The following is a 20,897-nucleotide window of genomic DNA, read 5'->3' on the forward strand; positions in this document are numbered from 1 at the left end:
AGTTTGAACTAGTAGATGAAAAACGTAAAGTTTTTTCTAATGAGTTGGCTATGCATACATGTGTGCTTGTTCTTCCCCTTGCAAAGTCAGGCTGAGGAACAAATTGAGCCAAATCAAAAAATAAATGAAGTGAATGTACAAGAAGAAAATAAGGAATCTCAAGAACCGCCAGAGCAAGTGGAAACGAAACAAGATGAAGAGAAACAAAAAGAAGCAGAACAACAAGAAGTAGCAAATAAACAATTGAGTGAAAGAAAGATAGAAACAGAACAGGGAATTATTACAGTAAATAAGCTGGAGCTTAAAGTTGGCGAAGAGGTGCGAATTGCTGTAGAACCAAATGGGAAAAACATTCAAAGTATGAAAGGTATATTGCAGTTACAAAAAAATGGCGAGCAATATGCGCAAGAAAGAATGTTATCTTTTGAGTATGATGAAGAAACGAAGAGCTGGGTTGCTAACTATAAAGCAGGGGATTTTGATTTGCAAGGTGATTGGAATCTTCAGCTCGTTCAAAGTTACAAAGAGAATGAGAAAGAAGAGCTCATAAAAAATGAAGTGAAAGTCCCGCTCATTCGTATTAAAAATGAAACGCCAACTATAGATAAAGAATTGCCAAAGTTACAGAAAGTTACTATTGATGAAGTAAAAGAGAACTTAGTTGAACGAAAACAGGGAGATTCTATACAAATACGAGTAAAAGCGTCAGATATAGAATCGGTTGTAAAAGAAGTGCGCGTTACATTAAAAGGGAAAGAAAATAAAGAGCTTTCCTTTTTATTAGACTACAACAAGCATGATATGGATTGGCAAAAAGTATTTGAAATAACAGAAGCATTGCCGGCTGGGCCATACGAATTACTTGTAGAGATAATAGATGCAGCAGGTAATAAACTTGTTGAGGAAAGTGAATATACCATTTCTGTTTTGGCGCCAAAAAACGAAGATGATAAAAAGATAGAAGAGAAAGAAGAAAAATTAGATAATAAACTAGAAAATGAATTAGAAGATAAGAAAGAAAATGAGAAGCAAGAGGATTCGAAAGTCAAAAACCCGCTTCCAGAAGAAAATTTACCAGTCGTTCAAATTCCGAAGCAAGATGAGATAGTAAATAAGTTTATAAAAGAACCATTGAAAGAGAAAGAGGAATTTACTTACGTTATAAAAGAGCCGTTCGAAGACAACAAGGAAGTACATAAGGCGAAGGACCAAAAAGAGAAAAATAACAAACAAGTTGCCTCTAAAAAGAAAGAACAAAAAGAAGAACCGAAAGACAAGAAAGAAGAAAAAGGTGAACAGGGAGTGCAAGCTTCTGATGTGTTTACTATCATGTCAGGTTTATTCGTACTGTTTTTAGTTTTAAAGAGTAATAAAGAATGGGGCTAATTATTTCATAGTAGTGGAGGCGCTTAAATGGAGATTAAACGTACGACAATTGAAGATAAGGCGTTACAACCATTAAAACAGCCTGCAGCTATTTCGGAGCATGAAATCCAGAAAGAACGAAAGCGTAGCAATTTAGTGTTTACTGGACAGTCTAAAATTATTTCGAAAAATAATGAAATAGGTATTTTACTTGCAAGTTTAAGTGATGGAAAGATTATGAAGGAAATGCTTTCTAAAGAGATGGATACAGTGTTACAACTTTTTAAAAAGCTACATACGTTATCTGGAGAAGGTAAGCAAACAGAAAAAATATTTGAACAAGTAATTAGAAGCCTACAAGGGCTTGTTAAGCAGGCGCATATAAAAGAACTTCCTTTGTTAGATGGAACGTATGATTTCGCTGAAGTACAACTATCATTTGGTAGAAAAGTACATATTCCGTTACTAGATGTGAGTGCACTTATCTCTAGAGTGGAAAGTGATTCTTCAGAAGGAAATATAAATTTGATGGTAACGGTTATTACTGCTTATATAACGAAATTGTCTAACGAAACAATTTTAATTAGTGTTACAGACCGCATTGCTAAAGATCGGGATGTAAGTGTATGGAGAGCGCTTGCGGAAATGAACATGACACAATTATCACAGGCATTGAAACAAACGATGCAAGAACATAAATGGTCTATGACGTTTCTTTTTCTCTTTATATGGATTGTCGGTATTATTTTAATTCGAGTTATGTAAAAAGGTCGTCACTCCATTGTGACGACCTCTTTTATATTTTTTCGTAGAAGAATGTATCAAATCGCTGAAGATTGTAACGTTCGGGTGTTAAAATTTGTTCCGTACTACCAACAAATAGTACACCGCCTTTTCGTAAAGAACGACTAAATTTTTCATAAAGTTTTACTCTTGCTTCTTCTGTGAAATATATCATTACGTTGCGACAAATAATCAGATCATAATTTGTATCGAATGACTGCATTAAAAGGTCATGTTGTTTAAACGATACGTTTTGTTTAATGTTTTGATGCAATGAATATATATCATTCTCTTTTGTGAAATGACGTTCTTTCAAATCATTAGGTAATTCCTTTAAAGAACGTTCAGTATATTGACCGCGTTTTGCGGTTTCTAAAATATGAAAATCAAGATCTGTTGCTTGAATTTCAAAACGAAATGGAGCTAGATGCTTTGATAAAATTAGAGAGAGTGTGTACGGTTCTTCACCAGCAGCGCAAGCGGCACTCCATACCTTTAATTTTCCGCTATTTTGTTCGAGTAATTTTGGTAGTGCTTTCGACTCTAAAGTTTGCCATCGTTCTTTATTTCTAAAAAACTCTGAAACGTTAATTGTAATGTAGTCAATAAAATTTAAAAATAAATTTTGATCGGCGCGTAATTTGTTTAAAAAATTAGTGTAGTTTTCGAAGCCTTTTCTCGAAATGAAAGCATCGATTCTACGGCGCATTCTATCTTGTTTATACGAAGCGATATCCATATTGAATTGTTGTTTAAAACTCGCGATAAAATGATCATAATCTTGTTCAATTATCATATTTACAATGGGCACAATAATGATATTGTGCCTCCCCCTTTACATCATACGAATTTTTTGTTCAAAGCTTTTTTTCATTTGCTTTTCATGTAATCCTGGTAAATCATAAATGACAGCATCAATACCTGCTTCTTTTGCAACATCGACAGGGATGACAGATGTATGTTTGTCCCCATTATAAAAACAGAGAACTAAATCAGTGTCTTCAATAATTTGTTTAACAAAAAACATATAATCTGATCGGTAAATGGAGTCAGAAGGATGATCGAAAGCAACATATTCGGCTCCGTGTTTTTTTAAGTAATCAACGACTTCTTGAAATTCATCTGTTATTGCTTGCAATGGTTGCAGCGTGTAAAGGCATAAATTTTGAGCGAGTCTTTCATTCTCAACGAAAAAACGAAGAACCTCATTTTCAATAGATTTATAACATAATATGTAAATTTTATGTTTGTGAGCATAGTCAGTTAAAAATTTTTTAATTTCTTCTTGATCTAATGCTGTTAATTGATTTGAACCACAAAGGAAAATATTCATAGAATTGTGCCACCTCATGCTAAATTGTAACATATCTTTTATAAAAAATAACTGCAAAATATTACTGTTCAGAGTATAATTATAAATAACTGGATTTTACGATTAAGTTTAGGAAGAAATAAAAAAATAAATAGGTGATATATATGCTACGTTCTATCTCGCATAATCCAATTTTATCGCATATACCGCCTGCTACTCAAATGCCGAAAGAAGCAAATGTCAGGACAGGACTTGCATTTTCGGATAATTTGCATGCAGATCCGAAAAAAGATAAATTACTAGAACAAATGGAAGCGTTTGTCGATAATATTGGAGAAATTAAAGAGAAAATTGAAATGGAATTAACGCTTGATAATGTAATGGAATACAAAAATACAGTAAAATCATTTTTGAATTTTTACGTTGATAATGTATTGCAGTATAAAGATGTCATGTCTCGTCACCCACGTTACGGATATTCACAGAAAATGACGATTGTGAAACAGGCAGAAATGGGATTGAATGAATTAGAAGATGTTATGAATTTAATTAATACGAAAACAGGACATTTAGAAATGTTAAATCAAATTGGAGAAATCCATGGTTTAATTGTGAATTTAGTCTTGTAAAAGAAAGGAAGCTATATGTACATACAATTATATGAAAAACTCGTTATTATTCAAAAAGCGTATGAAAATATTCAAGCGCTTGGAGAGCAAATATATGAGAATTTAAAAAGTAAAAATGTAAATGCAGTTCAAAAGTTACAAGTAGAGCAATTGCAGTACATTGATGGTTTAAAAGGGTTATCAAGCTCATTTGAAGAAATGGTTGTTCAGTTTTGTAAAGAACAAGGAGTTGAATCGTTTCGTGTAAGTGCGTTATTTTCGTATTTTTCTCAAGAAGAAATTGAAAAAATGAAAGAATTACAAAAAAACGTAACTGAATTAGAAGAGAATGTAAAAATGATTCTTTTAAAAAATCAATATTACTTAAACGTACTATTAAAAACTACAGAAAGTATTGTGGATTCTGTTTCTGAATATAATTTAGAGCGAAACAATAATTCGCAAATCTTTATGAACGAACTATTGTAAAGGAGAAGTGAAGCTTTATGAGATTATCTGATTATAATACACCGCTATCGGGCATGTTAGCGGCTCAAATGGGGTTACAAACAACGAAACAAAACTTGTCTAACATTCATACACCGGGTTATGTGCGTCAAATGGTGAATTACGGATCTGTTGGAGCAAGCAATGGTCATACGCCAGAACAGAGAATTGGTTACGGTGTACAAACGCTAGGTGTTGACCGTATTACTGATGAGGTAAAGACGAAGCAGTTTAATGATCAATTATCTCAGCTCTCTTACTATAACTACATGAATTCGACTTTATCACGTGTAGAGTCTATGGTTGGAACGACAGGAAAGAATTCATTATCTAGTTTAATGGACGGTTTCTTTAATGCCTTTCGTGAAGTGGCGAAAAATCCAGAACAACCAAACTACTACGATACATTAATTTCTGAAACTGGGAAGTTCACAAGTCAAGTGAATCGTCTTGCGAAAAACTTAGATACAGTGGAAGCACAGACGGCAGAAGATATTGAAGCGCATGTTAATGAATTTAATCGTCTTGCTGCTAGTTTAGCAGAAGCGAATCATAAAATTGGACAAGCAGGTACACAAGTGCCAAATCAACTTTTAGACGAACGAGATCGCATCGTTACAGAGATGTCTAAGTATGCAAATATAGAAGTATCTTATGAATCTATGAATCCTAATATCGCGAGTGTTAGAATGAATGGTATTTTAACAGTAAATGGACAAGATACATATCCACTTCAATTAAATAAAGAAAAAGACCCAATGTCAGTTGAGATTTACGGTTCAGAAATCAATGTAACTAGCGGAGCGATAAAATCAGCGATTGACACGAAAGCGAAGATAGTTGATTATAAAAAAAATCTTGAAGACTTAATGAGTTCGATGAAAAATCAAGTGAATACAGTGATGGGAAAAGATTTCTTCGTTGGAGATCATGCGAAAGATATGAAGTTAAATCCAGAATTCCAAAAAGATATTTCGAAAATGAAAATATCTGCTGAAACAGCAAATAAACTAGCAGCAGTTACAGAGGACGATTATAAAGAAGGTCTTTCTTATAAACAAGCATTAGATCAATTTATAGTTCGTGTTGCATCTGATAAAAGTGCAGTAAATGGTTATCAAAAAATTCATGGCGACTTACTAGAAGGTATTCAACAAGAAAAAATGAGCGTTGAAGGTGTAAATATGGAAGAGGAAATGGTAAATTTAATGGCCTTCCAAAAATATTTCGTCGCAAACTCTAAAGCTATTACTACAATGAATGAAGTGTTTGATAGTCTATTTTCGATTATTCGATAAGTGATAATAATTGATTGGAAATATATAAGGAGGAGATAGAAATGAGAGTATCTACATTTCAAAATGCAAACTGGGCAAAGAATCAGTTAATGGATTTGAATGTGCAACAACAATACCATAGAAACCAAGTAACTTCAGGGAAGAAAAATCTTCTTATGAGTGAAGATCCACTAGCAGCGAGTAAATCATTTGCGATTCAACATTCATTGGCGAATATTGAACAAATGCAGAAAGATTTAGCTGACTCAAAAAATGTATTAACACAAACTGAAAATACTTTACAAGGTATTTTTAAATCTTTAACGAGAGCAGATCAATTAACGGTACAGGCATTAAATGAGCCAAATGGTGAAAAAGAATTGAAAGCCATTGGTGCAGAGATTGATCAAATTTTAAAACAAGTTGTATATTTAGCGAATACGAAAGAGCAAGGTCGTTATATTTTCGGTGGTGATAGTGCAGAAAAGTCACCATTTACAGAAGATGGTACGTACCAGGGAGGAAAAAATGATGTGAACTGGCAATTAAATGATGGTTATGAATTAAAGGCATTTCGTAACGGAGAAGCATTATTATCACCGGTTATAAAAACGTTAAAACAGATGAGCGAAGCGATGCAAAAAGGTGACCAAAAAGCGTTACAACCGTTATTAGGAGAAAATAAGAAAAACTTAGATGGCATCATTAACCGTACAACTGAAGTTGGTTCAACAATGAACACAATGGAGACGTTTAAAACAATTTTAAGTGAGCAAAATTTAGCGCTTCAAGAAAACCGTAAAGAAATTGAGGATGTTGATTTAGCGGTCGCAATTTCTGACTTGGCATATATAAATGCAACGTATGAAGCGACGCTTAAAGCGGTTAGTACGATGAGTAAAACGAGTATTTTAGACTACATGTAATCTATAAGGAGTGAGAAAAATGGCAGGAACAACGATGACAGGTATTGGTGGTAGACAACAAATTTGGAACCTCGGAAATAATATGATCGATACTTCTAACTTCGTCGAATTAGAAATGAATGCTTTAGATATGAGAAAAACACCATATACGAAAGAAAAGAATGACCTTACAAATGATAAACTACTATATACAAGTTTAAAATCAGAATTTAGTTCTTTTACACAAACTTTTAAAAACTTAGCGGCTTTTAAAGGAAATGAGAAAAAAGTAACGACAACACAAGACGGTTATATTAATGTAAAAGCTGATGGTGGTGCGATTGCAGGAACTTTTAATATGACGATTACACAGCTTGCACAGCGTCATCAAATAGCTTCAAATGACATTAAAGATATAAATGCGAAGCTTCCTAAAGATGAAACATTAAAACTAGGTGGTAAAGAACTAAAAGTAACAACTGATATGACATATAAAGATTTAATTAATAAGATTAATGATGGAGATTATGGCGTATCAGCTTATACACTTGGAAATAAAATTTTCATGACCTCGAAAAAAGAAGGAACAGATGGAGTAATTAAGTTTGAGGGGAACACATCTACACTATTTCAAGATATTGGTTTAGCTAATGCGGATGGCGTAGCGCTTAATACAATCAATGAAGCACAAAATGCTAAATATAGTATTAATGGTATTACAGATGAAAGTTCTACGAATACAATTGAAGCTCTTCCAGGTGTGAAAATTGAATTATTAAAGGTAACTGAGCCGAAAGTAGAAGGAGCGCCAGATGCTGGTACAACAACAGATCCAAAAACAAAAGGTATAGATCTGAAATTTACAGTAAATGACTCAAACGTAACAGATGCATCGAATGTTATTAAAAAAATGGTAGCTGATTATAACAAAGCTGTTTCTACAGTAGATATCTTTGCTGGAAAAGGTGGAGCTTTCCAAGGTCAAGCTATTATGCAAAGTGTACGTCAAGCGATGAACAATGTCGTAACATTTTCTCAAGATGGTAATTATTTATTCACATTTGGTATTCAATTAAAGCAAGATGGAACGATGGAAGTTGATGACGAAAAGTTAACGAAAGCATTAAAAGAGAAGCCAGATGCAGCGAAGCAATTTTTCTTTAGTTCTAACGGTTTAGGAAAAATGATGGAAGAACCGCTTGATAAACTATTCGGTGATAAAGGTGTAGTCGGCGAGAGAGTAAAAAACATTGATTCACGTGTAAGTGATTTAGATAAAAAGATTAAAGATATTGAAACGCAAAACTTGCAAAAGCAAGATGAAATTGTGAAGAAGTATCAAAAGCTAGAAAGTACATTGGCGGCGCTTGATAGCCAACTAAAAACAATTAAAGCAATGACAAAACAAAAAAGTGATGATTAATGAAAGTTGAGGAAGTGATCGTATGCAAGCATGGCAACGTTATATGCAAAATGATATTATGACGAGTAATCCGATTAAAAATACAATTTTTATTTATGAAAGATGTATTGTAGAGTTTCGTAATTTAGAAGAACTTTTACATACTTTTAAACTACAAGAAGGGGACGCACTTCTTGAAAAATTAGAACGTATTTTTGAAGAACTAAAGCTTCAATTAAATCCTGAGATTACGAAAGATTTATATGATAGTCTATATGGTTTATATGACTGGATTAGCATTCAAATTCAAACGATGAAAGTAACGCGTGAAGCGAAAGATATTGATGCAATTGTGAAAGTGTTACAAGATTTAATAGACGGTTACCGCGGAGCACTTGAAAATGAACAATGATATTTATCGGACGTTTGTCAGCTGTTTTAATGAAATCGGTGAATTGCAAGTGTCAGACAGAGAGTTTGCTGAGAAGAGTGAGATGTTAAATCGCTGGATGATGACATTGGATGAAGAAACGCGTGCGCAAGTTGCAGCAGAAGTAAGCCCATTCATTATTAAGGCAGCTCAGCATATTCGAGATAAGCAAAAGATTTTGGAAGAAATGATTATGACAAATGATGGGCGAATGAAGGCTAATTCATTTTACGGTAAATATTAATAATAACGTCTGGAAGCAGATCCCCCTTTTAAAAGGGGATCTATTCCTTCGTTTACATAAAGAAATCCGCTGATTGAGGTTTCATTTTATGACTGTGATGAAAAAATAATAGTAATCTAAATAATAGAAAAATGGACTTTAGTTTGTAGTTTATATATTGAAATGTTCTATAGATTACTATGTGTATACAGTTTTTTTGCATTCTTTTTTATATTTTTGTATTTTTCTAAAGACAATAATGAAAAAATGGAATAAAATATGTAAGGGTACATAATAGTAAATATTTTAATAAACGCATATAAGAAAATAAATAATGAAGTGAAACTTCTATCAGTGGATCATTACGTTAGAAAAGGAAGGGTGTGGAATATGCCAGATTTAGTGAGTGATGTAAGCCATTATATGAATTATTTAGTGACGAAACGAAATACTGTTTCTAGTAATATTGCAAATGCGAATACACCTGGCTATAAAGCACAAGATGTAACATTTGCTGAGCAGATGAATAAAAGTAGTGCATTATATAAAAACAATGCGGCTGATTTAAAGAGCAATCCAGATTTATATCAAACGAATGAAATGCACTTGCCGACAGTAAATACGAAAAATACATATGCAAAGATTCAAACAAAATCAATGCAAACGAATAAAGACGGAAATAGTGTGGATGTAACGACAGAAATGCTAGATTTAATGAAAACAAATCAGTTATACGGTATTTCAGTTAACGCAATTAATACACAATATGCAATTAACCAAGCGGCACGCGGACGTTAAAAGTAGAAGGAGAGACAACGGATGTTTCAGGCAATTAATGCAAGTGGCTCAGGGCTAACGACAGCGAGAAAGTGGATGGAAGTTACTTCTAACAATATTGTAAATGCAAATACGACGGCGGCTCCGGGGGCAGATTTATATGAGCGTCGTAGTGTGGTGCTAGAATCAAACAATAGTTTTGCAAGTATGCTAGATGGGGCTCCTACTAACGGAGTGAAGATAAAAAGTATTGAAGCAGACAAAACGGAAAATTTAGTGTATGATCCGACGCATCCGCACGCAAATGAAGAAGGATATGTACGTTATCCAAATATTGATGTAACTGCTGAAATGACGAATGTTATGGTTGCTCAAAAAATGTATGAAGCAAATACGAGTGTATTAAATGCAAATAAAAAAATGCTTGATAAAGATTTAGAAATCGGCCGAGGATAAGGGGGAAGATAGTAATATGAAAATCCAACCAATGTTAAATACACAACCATTTGGAGCAATTCAGTCAATTGGTGCATCGAAAACTTCTCAAACATCTGTAGTTGAGGGGAAAAAGTTTATTGATTTATTGGAAGATATGAATCAAACGCAAAACAATGCGCAAACAGCAGTATATGATTTACTAACTAAAGGGGTAGGAGAAACACATGACGTTTTAATTCAGCAAAAGAAAGCTGAGTCTCAAATGAAAACGGCTGCTCTCGTACGTGATAATCTTATTGAAAATTATAAGTCACTAATTAATATGCAAATTTAGGAAAGTGGACGGGTGTGTTTAAATGGAAAAGATGAAAAATGTTATCCAATCGTTAAAAACGTGGCATAAGTTAGTAATTGGTGCTGCGCTTTTAGCGATTGTAACAGGAGCACTTTTATACTTCACCTTGCCAGATAAATATGTTGTTGTATATCAAAATTTAAATGATACAGATAAACAAGAGATTACAGCAGAATTATCGAAGTTAGGTGTCGATTATCAATTAGCGGCCGATGGTTCGATTCGTGTGCAAAAGAATGATGCTCCATGGGTTCGAAAAGAAATGAATGGGATGGGCTTACCGTTTAATTCTAAAAGCGGTGAGGAAATTTTATTAGAAAGCTCGCTCGGTTCAAGTGAGCAAGATAAAAAAATGAAGCAAATTGTCGGTACGAAGAAGCAATTGGAGCAAGATATTGTAAGAAACTTTGCGACAGTTGAAACGGCAAATGTTCAAATTACATTGCCTGAAAAAGAGACAATTTTTGATGAAGAAAAAGCAAAAGGAACAGCGGCGATTACGGTTGGAGTGAAGCGTGGCCAATTGTTAACAGCTGATCAAGTTGCAGGTATACAGCAAATGATTAGTGCAGCAGTTCCTGGCGTGAAGGCAGAAGAAGTAAGCGTTATTGATAGTAAAAAAGGTGTTATCTCAAAAGGGACAGATGAAGCACATTCTAGTAGTTCTTCTTCTTATGAGAAAGAAGTAGAGATGCAGCATCAACTTGAAGGTAAATTAAAGCAAGATATTGATGCAACGTTAATGACGATGTTTAAACCAAATGAATATAAAGTGAATACGAAAGTATCTGTAAACTACGATGAAGTTACACGTCAGTCAGAAAAGTATGGTGATAAAGGTGTACTTCGTAGTAAACAAGAGCAAGAGGAAAGCTCTACTGCGCAAGAAGGGGCAGATACGAAGCAAGGTGCTGGTATTACAGCGAACGGTGAAGTGCCAAACTACGGTACGAACAATAATCAAAATGGTAAAGTTGTCTATGATAATAAAAATGGTAACAAAATCGAAAACTATGAAATAGATAAAACAGTTGAAACAATTAAGAAACACCCAGAATTAACGAAAACGAATGTTGTTGTATGGGTAGATAATGATACGTTAGTAAAACGTAGAATGGATATGACAACTTTTAAAGAAGCAATCGGAACAGCGGCAGGACTTCAAGCTGATCCGAACGGTAACTTTATAAATGGTCAAGTTAACGTTGTAACTGTTCAGTTCGATCAGCCGAAAGCCGAAAAAGAGAAAGAGCCAGAAAAAAGTGGTATGAACTGGTGGTTATTCGGTGGAATTACAGCTGGCTTATTAGCAATCGGTGGTCTAGTATGGTTCTTATTAGCAAGACGTAAGAGAAAGAAAGAAGAAGAGGAATATGAAGAATACTTAGCAGAAGACGAAATTGCTGCAAGTAATGAAAGTATCTTGGAAATTCCTGAAGAAAAAATAGTGCCAGAGCCAAAACCTGAACCAGAAGAACCGAAAGAACCAACGTTAGATGAACAAGTGCAGGATGCTACGAAAGAACATGTAGAAGGAACTGCAAAAGTAATTAAAAAATGGTTAAACGGACAGTAAGGGAGGAACAACGATGTTAGATGAAATCTCCTCCAAAGAAAAAGCTGCCATCCTTATTCGTACATTAGAAGAAGGGGTGGCAGCAAAAGTCATTGAATATATGACAGCTGAGGAAAAAGAAGTATTACTTCGTGAAATCGCAAAGTTTCGTGTATACAAACCAGAAACGTTAGAAAATGTACTAGGAGAGTTCTTATATGAATTAAATGTAAAAGAATTGAACTTAGTCACTCCAGATAAAGAATACATTCGTCGCATATTTAAAAACATGCCAGAAGACGAACTGGAAAAATTATTGGAAGATCTTTGGTATAACAAAGATAATCCATTTGAATTCTTAAATTCACTTACAGATTTAGAACCACTTCTTACAGTGCTTAATGATGAGTCACCACAAACAATTGCAATTATCGCTTCTTATATTAAACCGCAACTTGCGTCTCAATTAATTGAGAGATTGCCAGATCATAAACGAGTAGAGACGGTAATGGGTATTGCGAAGTTAGAACAAGTTGATGGTGAATTAATTAATCAAATTGGTGAGTTGTTAAAATCGAAATTAAATAATATGGCATTCAGTGCAATTAATAAAACTGATGGCTTGAAAACAATCGTAAACATTTTAAATAATGTTTCACGTGGTGTTGAAAAAACAGTCTTCCAAAAGCTGGATGAAGTCGATTATGAGTTATCTGAGAAAATTAAAGAAAATATGTTTGTCTTTGAAGACTTACTTGGTCTTGAAGATCTTGCGCTTCGCCGTGTATTAGAAGAAATTACAGATAACGGTGTTCTTGCGAAAGCACTTAAAATTGCAAAAGAAGAAATTAAAGAGAAACTATTTACATGTATGTCTTCAAACCGTAAAGAGATGATTCTAGAAGAATTAGATGGCTTAGGACCGCTTAAGATGACGGATGCTGAAAAAGCACAGCAAACGATTACTGGTACAGTGAAAAAGCTAGAGAAAGAAGGAAGAATTATCGTTCAAAGAGGTGAAGAGGATGTCCTTATTTAAAAACAGAATTCCGAAGAATTCTGTTTCTTTTTCTGAAGAAACGTATGAATTACAATTTCCAAAACCAGCTTCAGTCCAAATAGAAGAGGAAGAATTACAAACTGATCATGCAGAGCTTCGCGCCCAGCAAGAGTCATTACATATCGAAATGAATCAGCTAAGGCAAGAGCAACAAATGCTAGAACGAGAGCGGCAGCAGTTATTACAAGATAAAGAACAATTTCAAATGCATATTCATGAACAAATGGAACAGATGGAAGCAGCGCGTGTGCAGTTTCAAAAAGAACAACAAGAAACAGCATATGAATGGACAGAGTTATTATGGGATCAATCTTTTCATCTAGCAGAAAAAATCGTGAATCAAGCGGTAGATTCACGATCGCTTGATGTGTTACCTATTTTAACTGGCATCGTGCAAACATTGCCAACTTCGTTTGAAAAATTAATCATTACAGTACATCCAGAAACGTTTGAACGTATTCAAGAAGAGAAGGAGAATACGAAAGAATATTGGTTACTACAATTAGTAGAATGGAAATATGATTTCTCCCTGCAGTTTGGTGAATTTGTTCTGGAAGAAGAGAAAGAGTTCTTTGAATTTAAATTTGCACCTATATTTGCGAAACTTCGTCAGAAATGGGAAGAAGAGAAGTTATTTGAGGAGCAAAATGTATGAGCCGCCTGTTAATGAATGAGAACGAAAAATGGAATAAGTTCATTGAAACACCGCTGTATACGAAAGTAGGCAAAGTTCATAGTGTACAAGAACAGTTTTTCGTAGCAAAAGGGCCGAAAGCGAAGATCGGAGATGTTTGCTTCGTTGGAGAACATAACGTCTTATGTGAGGTGATTGCCATTGAAAAAGAAAATAATATGCTACTTCCATTTGAACAGACAGAAAAAGTATGTTATGGAGATTCAGTGACATTAGTTTCAGAAGATGTTGTTGTACCACGTGGTAATCACTTGCTCGGAAAGGTGTTAAGTGCAAATGGTGAAGTGTTAAATGAGGAAGCTGAAAACATTCCATTACAGAAAATTAAACTAGATGCACCGCCTATACATGCATTTGAACGTGAAGAGATTACCGATGTATTTGAAACAGGAATAAAATCAATTGATTCTATGCTAACAATTGGTATCGGTCAAAAGATTGGTATTTTTGCTGGGTCAGGTGTTGGTAAATCTACTTTACTTGGAATGATAGCAAAAAATGCAAAAGCTGATATAAACGTTATTAGTTTAGTAGGAGAACGTGGCCGGGAAGTAAAAGACTTTATTCGAAAAGAGTTAGGCGAGGAAGGGATGCGAAAAAGCGTCGTTGTTGTAGCGACGTCAGATGAAAGTCACCTTATGCAACTTCGTGCCGCGAAACTCGCAACGTCTATTGCTGAATACTTCCGTGATCAAGGCAATAACGTATTACTTATGATGGACTCTGTTACTCGTTTCGCCGATGCACGAAGAAGTGTTGATATTGCTGTTAAAGAGTTACCGATTGGTGGTAAAACACTGTTAATGGAAAGTTATATGAAGAAGCTGTTAGAGCGGTCCGGAAAAACACAAAAGGGATCTATAACAGGTATTTATACGGTGCTTGTTGATGGGGACGATTTAAATGGTCCCGTACCAGATTTAGCACGTGGTATTTTAGATGGACATATTGTATTAAAGCGTGAGCTTGCAACGCTTAGTCATTATCCTGCAATTTCAGTATTAGATTCAGTAAGTAGGATTATGGAAGAAATTGTTTCGCCACATCATTGGCAACTTGCAAATGAAATGAGAAAAATTTTATCAATTTATAAAGAAAATGAATTGTATTTTAAGTTAGGAACGATTCAAGAAAATGAAGAAAATGCTTATATTTTTGAATGTAAAAATAAAGTAGAAGGTATAAATACATTTTTAAAGCAAGGTCGATCGGATAGTTTCCAATTTGATGATATCGTTGAAGCGATACACCATATAGTATAAGGCCTCTGCCGAAGAGGTCTTATTTTTTTGTTTTTTAATATTTCACAGATTTTTTTGGAAAAAAACTATATAATAGAAAAAGAGAACGTTATAATAGGAAGGGGCTATGAAAACAGGTGGATAAACAGCAGTACGACACAATAAAATTGCAAATAAATCAAGAAAAAGAACATATTTTAAAAGAAGTGTATGAATTAACAGCTGAAAAAAGAAAAATAGAACAAAAAAAAGAATATGATTTATATGTTGTGAAATCGCGTAGTAAAGTCGTACAAACTGGGCAACGTATTATGGCGGGCATGCTTTCTTCACATACGTTTTCACCTGAAAGAATAGAAGAATGGAATCGAAAAATTAAAAAAACGGAAGGTTTTATTCAAAAAAATGAAAGCCTTTTAGAGCAAGTAAAAGAAAAAGAACGTGTCATTGATGAGATGTATCAAGAAAATTGTAAAAAGCTTGCGAAAGCACAAGAAAAGCTGGAAGAAAAAATGCTTCTGGATTTGAAAATGTGTATGAATGGATGAGGTGAATGTAGTGATACAATCTGTATTACCGGTGCAACAAAGTTTACCTCCGCAAAAAGAAAAAGGGCTAGAAGTACAATCAAAAAATGAAGATTCTTCATTCGATCGTACGATGAGAATGGAAAATAAAAAACAGCCGCAAACGGAGAAAACGAAACGAGAAGAAGCACCAACAGAAGAGAAAAAAGATTATATTCTTTCTAAAAAATCGGTAACGAAAGAAGAACCAAATGTAAAGAAAGAAGAAAAAAAAGAGACAGAACAGTTGTTATTAGCTGTATCTGAGCAAATGGTTGCAATTGAGCAATTACATGTGCAGCCGGAATTGTTATATCAATACATACAAAAAATACAAGAGCTATATAAAGAATATGGCAATATTAAACTTAATGAATTACCTGCAGCTGAATTACAACAATTACAAGAACTTCTTTCAAATATGAATATCAAAAATGCTATATGTTTAGAAGATACAATGCAAATGGTATTAGACAAAATGAAGATGCCAGAGCAAACGATGCAAGCATTGAAAGTTGTAGAAACAGAAACTTGTAATATTGCAAAGGAACAAGAAGAGTCTAAAGAGGTAGATCTTCCGAAACTTGAGAGCGATGATGCAAAGGTAGAGTTGCCAGAGGTTGATGCATTAAATGATTCGAGCTCTGCAGGTGCAGAGTTATTAAATAAAACGACAAGTACCGAACAAGTAGGGAAATCAAATAGTGGTGCTGAGAAAGTTTCATTACCTGATTTAGGAAAGAAAATGGAAGCGCAAGTAGAAGCGCTGCAAAAATTTGTAGTGAAACAAGAACGTGTTTTATTCCAGTTAAATCCAGAAAAACTTGGTACATTAACAGTGTTTATGAAAAAACACGGAGATCAAATTGACGTTCACGTAGAAATGGAAAAACACGATGCGAAAAAACGTGTTGAAATCATTTTTGATGAATTGAAATTAAAGTTAAAAGAAAAAGAAATCAATATTCAAATTAGCTATTCAGATAAAGATGAAAATCGTAAAGAACAGCGAGAACAAGAGCAAAGGCAAAAACAGAAATTAGCAAATACAAATCATGAAAAACAACAATCAACAGAATTTGCGGGATTATTGGAGGAATAAAGCGTGCCAACAGTTGGATTAAATACAACGAGTACAAATCATATTCCGTTACAAGCAGGAGCGCAAAAAAGTAATGTACCTGTTAATGGTGTACAATCGCCAGTGCAACAAAGTAATGGAGTTTCGGCAGGAGCGCAAAAGACTCCTGGGGTAATGGGGAAAGATGATTTCCTAAAATTGTTTTTATCAAGTTTCCAACATCAAGATCCATTTAATGCGATGGATATGAATCAAATGATGAATCAGACAGCACAGTTATCTCTAATGGAACAAGTACAGAATATGACGAAAGCAGTAGATAAGCTACAATCAACGATGTATTCAACAGCACTTGATGGTGGAATGAAGTTTTTAGGTAAATACGTAAGAGGTGTTGACGGTGACGGAAACAAAGTAACCGGTCAAGTAGAAACGGTTCGCCTTGCGGAAAATAACGATGTACAGCTCGTTATTAATAATAAGGTTGTATCTCTTCGTTTCGTTGAGAGAGTGTCTGATAAACCGATTGGGGAAACGAACCCAGAAGACGCAAAGAAAGACGATCAAAAAGTAACTGAAGAAGTAAAAACTACAAATTCATAAGGAGTGTCCATACGTTATGATTAAAGCGTTATATACAAGTATTACAGGGATGAATGCAACACAAAATGCATTAAGTGTAACTTCAAATAATATTGCCAATGCACAAACAGTAGGTTATAAAAAACAAAAAGCAATGTTTGATGATTTACTATATAACAATTCGATTGGTGCAAAAGGTGACGGTAAATACGCAGGAACGAATCCGAAAAGTATTGGTAACGGTGTGAAAATGAGTGGTACTGTTACGGATTATAGTGATGGTACAATTACGTTAACAGGTGGCAAAACACAAGCCGCAATGGAAGGTAATGGTTTCTTCGTTGTAGGTGATTCAAAAGGCGGAAATATGGAATTTACTCGTAAAGGTACGTTTGGGATATCTTCAGATTACTATATTACGAATACTGAAGGTCAATACGTATTTGCATACCCTGCAAATGAGGCAACTGGTGAAGTTGATTTATCTGGAATTCCAGGACCGTTGCAAATTCCAATGGGAACAGCAATTGGTGGTATTCGAACATCGAAAGGGACCATTAAAGGGAATATTCCAACTGGTGAAAAACAAATCACACAAGATTTACCTGTATATGATAATGCGGGGAATACATGGACAATGCGTGTAGAGTTTAAACAAACGAGCGAACATAATTATACATATAAAGTACAAATGCGTAATGACTCGAAAAAAGAAACAGAGTTTAAAGATGTTCCAGGTGCAGGTGGTAATATGACATTTGATGCTGTTGGAAATCCAAATCCGAAAGAGCAAGGAGCCAATATTCCATTTGATGGCGGCTCTATAAAATTAGACTTAAGTCATTTAACAAACCATCCAACAGATAAAACATTATCAGTAACAGACGTAGATGGTAGAGCAGCAGCGACGGTTAAAGATTGCTTCATTGCTGACGGTGGATATGTGATGGTAAAATATTCTGATGGAAGTATGAAATCTGCAGGTCAATTAGCTGTTGCGATGTTCCCGAACGAAGGCGGACTAATGAAAACAGGTAATGGTAACTATACAGCGACGAATACAACAGGTATTTTAGCTCTTGGTGCATCTGGTCAAAACGGTGCGGGTAAAGTACGTGGTGGTGCACAAGAAGGTGCAAACGTAGATTTATCTGTAGAGTTCGTTGACTTAATGTTATACCAACGCGGATTCCAAGGAAATGCGAAAGTAATTAAAGTTTCAGATGAAGTATTAAATGAAGTTGTAAACTTAATTCGATAATATATCGTAATGAAAAAATGTAATGGAGTAGAAAGGGTTTTTTATTCGTATGACAAGACAAGAGCGAATTTTACAATTGCCTTTTTTCGAAAATAAACGTGAACTTGCCGAGCAAGTATTAAAAATAGAACGAGAAGAGCATGTATATTTACCAGATCAATTTGAAATTAAGCAAGTGCCTCCGTATTCATTTGGCGAAAAACAAGCAATCATTGGCCGCATCCATGAGTTTTATTTCATAAGTGTTGGTAGCGATAGCGTTTGGAAGTATCAACTGTTTAAGGATGAGATGAAGTGTCGTGAGTTTTTTGTTATGTTGCCAAATATTACGGATCAGCAGATAGCGTTTTGGTTTAATAACATAGAGTTATTGAAAGGTTCTTAAAAGCACTTTTTAGGTTTTGAGAGAGGACCTGGCGATGTTTTGGAGCGGTTAGTGCCTAATAGAGTCCCGACCGATGTGTAAGACCAGAGATATGTAGCGTTACTAGAGTAGTATGGTAGTGTAAGAAGTGGTAATATAAAATAGTTTTAAGTTAATTTAAGGTAGTTGTAGTATACAATTAGACTGAATTTCTATAAAAGGAGAGGTGAGGAGGATGGCGCAAAATAAGTATCGCGTTACATTCATTTCGCCGAGTGAGATTGAGCAGCGGACTGTAATGGCGGCGAATAGTTTGCCAGATTTAATTCGTAAAGTAGAGAGTATTATTGCAGATCCAAACGGTTATTTTGTGAATGATAAAAAAAATAATTGTTATTTTAAAGTGATTAAAGAAAATGTTACGTTTATTCAGTATGAGTTACTATTTTCGGATAAGGAAATTCATATTGAAAAATTAAAACATATAGCACCGGTGGTATTAAAACGATTATTCGAAAAAATAAATGACCCGGAATTATATGCACTCGCGCTACTTGATGTTGATATAGCAACGAAAGAATATGTGCTAGCAGAAATGAATTCTGAGTTGAGAATAAGAGTAGAGACCGAGCTTTCGAAAAAATGGGAAGCAATGCCGACGGAAGTTGTAGGAGCACAAGAAGTGTTATTAGAGGCACTTGCTTCGTTTATACAAGATTAATTGTTTTTTTATAAAATGAATCGTTCGACTATCTATATTTTTTTATATAGGTAGTTGACTTTTTCGCTTTTATAAAGCTTAATAATTAGATATACGGAATTAATGGAAGGGGAGCGACACCTTTATGTCACAAGCACAAAGTATTTTATTAGAAAGCGGAACAAATGAATTAGAGATTGTTACGTACACTGTTGGTGAAAACCTATTTAGTATTAATGTAATGAAAGTACGTGAAATCATTAATCCATTCCCTGTTACAACTGTGCCAGAATCTCATCATGCAGTTGAAGGTGTTGTTCAAGTACGTGGTGAAATTTTACCTGTTATTAACTTGGCAATGGCTCTTAATTTAAAGTCAACAAAGCCACTTGATCAAACGAAATTTATCATCTCAGAATTAAACCAAATGAAAGTTATTTTCCGCGTTGATGAAGTGCATCGTATTCAACGTATTTCGTGGGAACAAATTGATGAACCAGCTTCATTATCTATGGGACTAGAAGAAACGACATCTGGTATTGTAAAACTAGATGGCAAAATCATCTTACTATTAGATTATGAAAAAATTGTATGTGAAATTAGCGGCACTGGTTATGACAATAAATCAATTGCAGGGTTAGAACAAAAAACAGATCGAGCTGAAAAAGTAATTTATATTGCAGAAGATTCAGCGATGCTTCGCCAAATATTAGAAGAAACATTATCATCAGCTGGATATACGAAAATGAACTTCTTCAGCAATGGTGCAGAAGCGTTAGCACAAATTGAAAAATTAGCGAAAGAGCAAGGCGAAAAAATGTTTGAACATATTCACCTGCTAATTACGGATATTGAAATGCCAAAAATGGATGGACATCATTTAACGAAAGTGGTTAAGGATAGTGAAGTAATGAATCGTTTACCAGTCATTATTTTCTCTTCATTAATTACAAATGAATTATTCCATAAAGGTGAAGCTGTAGGAGCAAATGCTCAAGTAAGTAAGCCAGATATTCAAGAGTTAATTGGTTTAGTTGATAAGTTAGTGCTTTAAAAGCTTCTATCTAGCCAGAATAGAAGCTCTAGCTAAGTGTTGAGCGGTCAGTGCTTAATAGAGCCCTATGCGATGTTGAGACCAGAGATATGGAGTGGTTATAGGTAAGTAGAAGAGCTGGTGTATAACATTTTTCTATTTAGTAGGAATAGGGGAAACTACTTATGTAAGTAAGTTTTCAGTGATTAATAGAGTCTCATGCGATGTGAGTTCAGAGTTATGAAGTAGTTTTAGGTAAGAAGAAGTGAGACTTCGATTGAGAATTTGAAGACTGGGTTTATAACTCTATTCTGTTAGAGAGAGGAAGGAATTAGCCAATGCTACATATGGCTAATTCCTTTTTGGTATTCTATATTT

The 20,897-nt window shown here is 34.5% G+C and carries 25 protein-coding genes; 23 read left to right on the plus strand and 2 right to left on the minus strand.

Annotated features, from left to right (window positions below; translation table 11 throughout):
* Positions 1-15: 15 nt before the first annotated feature.
* Together ACTJJY_RS02230 and ACTJJY_RS02235 are read left to right on the plus strand one after the other, a co-directional pair.
* Positions 16-1,386, plus strand: a complete 1,371-nt coding sequence (locus ACTJJY_RS02230) for a transglycosylase (RefSeq protein WP_440604892.1) — start codon at positions 16-18, stop codon at positions 1,384-1,386.
* Positions 1,387-1,413: 27 nt separating this feature from the next.
* Entirely contained in the window at positions 1,414-2,130 is a 717-nt protein-coding gene (locus tag ACTJJY_RS02235) for a hypothetical protein (protein ID WP_086389329.1), read from the plus strand.
* Positions 2,131-2,161: 31 nt separating this feature from the next.
* Here the strand turns inward: ACTJJY_RS02235 and cheR are convergent, their stop codons facing one another.
* Positions 2,162-2,944 (minus strand): protein-glutamate O-methyltransferase CheR, encoded by a 783-nt coding sequence (gene cheR / locus ACTJJY_RS02240; protein WP_135278202.1) that lies wholly within the window; start codon positions 2,942-2,944, stop codon positions 2,162-2,164.
* Positions 2,945-2,983: 39 nt separating this feature from the next.
* Positions 2,984-3,481 (minus strand): flagellar motor switch protein FliG, encoded by a 498-nt coding sequence (locus ACTJJY_RS02245; protein WP_001020110.1) that lies wholly within the window; start codon positions 3,479-3,481, stop codon positions 2,984-2,986.
* Positions 3,482-3,624: 143 nt separating this feature from the next.
* On the opposite strand from ACTJJY_RS02245, the gene ACTJJY_RS02250 reads away from it, so the two are divergent.
* The 21 genes from ACTJJY_RS02250 to ACTJJY_RS02350 all read left to right on the plus strand — a co-directional run bounded on the left by ACTJJY_RS02250 (position 3,625) and on the right by ACTJJY_RS02350 (position 20,540).
* A complete protein-coding gene (locus ACTJJY_RS02250; protein ID WP_000946323.1) occupies positions 3,625-4,089 on the plus strand; it encodes a YaaR family protein in 465 nt (154 codons plus the stop codon).
* 15 nt (positions 4,090-4,104) lie between these two features.
* Positions 4,105-4,557, plus strand: a complete 453-nt coding sequence (locus tag ACTJJY_RS02255) for a hypothetical protein (protein WP_074554099.1) — start codon at positions 4,105-4,107, stop codon at positions 4,555-4,557.
* A gap of 17 nt (positions 4,558-4,574) precedes the next feature.
* Positions 4,575-5,873, plus strand: a complete 1,299-nt coding sequence (gene flgK, locus ACTJJY_RS02260; protein WP_016082184.1) for a flagellar hook-associated protein FlgK — start codon at positions 4,575-4,577, stop codon at positions 5,871-5,873.
* A gap of 41 nt (positions 5,874-5,914) precedes the next feature.
* Entirely contained in the window at positions 5,915-6,778 is an 864-nt protein-coding gene (locus ACTJJY_RS02265) for a flagellar hook-associated protein 3 (protein ID WP_001266403.1), read from the plus strand.
* Between the two features lie 19 nt (positions 6,779-6,797).
* On the plus strand, positions 6,798-8,180 hold the full coding sequence (locus ACTJJY_RS02270; protein WP_023521601.1) for a flagellar hook-associated protein 2: 1,383 nt from the start codon (positions 6,798-6,800) through the stop codon (positions 8,178-8,180).
* A 22-nt stretch (positions 8,181-8,202) separates the two neighbouring features.
* Positions 8,203-8,571: a flagellar export chaperone FliS gene (locus ACTJJY_RS02275; RefSeq protein WP_001149516.1), complete on the plus strand. Its 369-nt coding sequence runs from the start codon at positions 8,203-8,205 to the stop codon at positions 8,569-8,571.
* Positions 8,561-8,833 (plus strand): hypothetical protein, encoded by a 273-nt coding sequence (locus ACTJJY_RS02280; protein ID WP_001058088.1) that lies wholly within the window; start codon positions 8,561-8,563, stop codon positions 8,831-8,833. The genes ACTJJY_RS02275 and ACTJJY_RS02280 overlap by 11 nt, the downstream gene beginning before the upstream one ends.
* A 318-nt stretch (positions 8,834-9,151) precedes the next feature.
* A complete protein-coding gene (flgB, locus tag ACTJJY_RS02285; protein WP_074789290.1) occupies positions 9,152-9,610 on the plus strand; it encodes a flagellar basal body rod protein FlgB in 459 nt (152 codons plus the stop codon).
* Positions 9,611-9,631: 21 nt separating this feature from the next.
* Positions 9,632-10,045 (plus strand): flagellar basal body rod protein FlgC, encoded by a 414-nt coding sequence (gene flgC, locus ACTJJY_RS02290; protein WP_000484680.1) that lies wholly within the window; start codon positions 9,632-9,634, stop codon positions 10,043-10,045.
* A 16-nt stretch (positions 10,046-10,061) separates the two neighbouring features.
* Entirely contained in the window at positions 10,062-10,361 is a 300-nt protein-coding gene (fliE, locus tag ACTJJY_RS02295; protein ID WP_000701684.1) for a flagellar hook-basal body complex protein FliE, read from the plus strand.
* Positions 10,362-10,383: 22 nt separating this feature from the next.
* Positions 10,384-11,958 (plus strand): flagellar M-ring protein FliF C-terminal domain-containing protein, encoded by a 1,575-nt coding sequence (locus ACTJJY_RS02300; RefSeq protein ID WP_000413958.1) that lies wholly within the window; start codon positions 10,384-10,386, stop codon positions 11,956-11,958.
* Positions 11,959-11,971: 13 nt separating this feature from the next.
* Complete coding sequence (gene fliG, locus ACTJJY_RS02305) at positions 11,972-12,976, plus strand: flagellar motor switch protein FliG (RefSeq protein ID WP_000883364.1); 1,005 nt, start codon at positions 11,972-11,974, stop codon at positions 12,974-12,976.
* The gene (locus tag ACTJJY_RS02310) at positions 12,963-13,652 is read left to right on the plus strand and encodes a FliH/SctL family protein (RefSeq protein WP_440604893.1); all 690 of its coding nucleotides are present in this window, start codon (positions 12,963-12,965) and stop codon (positions 13,650-13,652) included. The genes fliG and ACTJJY_RS02310 overlap by 14 nt, the downstream gene beginning before the upstream one ends.
* Positions 13,649-14,953, plus strand: coding sequence for a flagellar protein export ATPase FliI (fliI, locus tag ACTJJY_RS02315; RefSeq protein WP_000088692.1), 1,305 nt, complete (start codon positions 13,649-13,651; stop codon positions 14,951-14,953). Before ACTJJY_RS02310 ends, fliI begins: the two co-directional genes overlap by 4 nt.
* A gap of 116 nt (positions 14,954-15,069) precedes the next feature.
* Positions 15,070-15,480 carry a hypothetical protein gene (locus ACTJJY_RS02320; protein ID WP_000360860.1) on the plus strand — a complete coding sequence of 137 codons (411 nt, stop codon included), beginning with the start codon at positions 15,070-15,072 and terminating at the stop codon, positions 15,478-15,480.
* Between the two features lie 10 nt (positions 15,481-15,490).
* Positions 15,491-16,600 (plus strand): flagellar hook-length control protein FliK, encoded by a 1,110-nt coding sequence (locus ACTJJY_RS02325; RefSeq protein ID WP_033666553.1) that lies wholly within the window; start codon positions 15,491-15,493, stop codon positions 16,598-16,600.
* Positions 16,601-16,603: 3 nt separating this feature from the next.
* Complete coding sequence (locus ACTJJY_RS02330; protein ID WP_001143462.1) at positions 16,604-17,182, plus strand: flagellar hook assembly protein FlgD; 579 nt, start codon at positions 16,604-16,606, stop codon at positions 17,180-17,182.
* 16 nt (positions 17,183-17,198) lie between these two features.
* Positions 17,199-18,422 carry a flagellar hook protein FlgE gene (locus ACTJJY_RS02335; RefSeq protein WP_000588320.1) on the plus strand — a complete coding sequence of 408 codons (1,224 nt, stop codon included), beginning with the start codon at positions 17,199-17,201 and terminating at the stop codon, positions 18,420-18,422.
* Between the two features lie 49 nt (positions 18,423-18,471).
* Positions 18,472-18,807: a DUF3964 family protein gene (locus ACTJJY_RS02340; RefSeq protein ID WP_000198166.1), complete on the plus strand. Its 336-nt coding sequence runs from the start codon at positions 18,472-18,474 to the stop codon at positions 18,805-18,807.
* Between the two features lie 214 nt (positions 18,808-19,021).
* On the plus strand, positions 19,022-19,507 hold the full coding sequence (locus ACTJJY_RS02345; RefSeq protein ID WP_063546972.1) for a hypothetical protein: 486 nt from the start codon (positions 19,022-19,024) through the stop codon (positions 19,505-19,507).
* Between the two features lie 124 nt (positions 19,508-19,631).
* The gene (locus tag ACTJJY_RS02350) at positions 19,632-20,540 is read left to right on the plus strand and encodes a chemotaxis protein (protein WP_000075943.1); all 909 of its coding nucleotides are present in this window, start codon (positions 19,632-19,634) and stop codon (positions 20,538-20,540) included.
* The last annotated feature ends 357 nt before the right edge of the window (positions 20,541-20,897 follow it).

It is taken from the genome of Bacillus sp. 22475 (genome assembly GCF_052044835.1).
Classification (GTDB): Bacteria; Bacillota; Bacilli; order Bacillales; family Bacillaceae_G; genus Bacillus_A; species Bacillus_A cereus.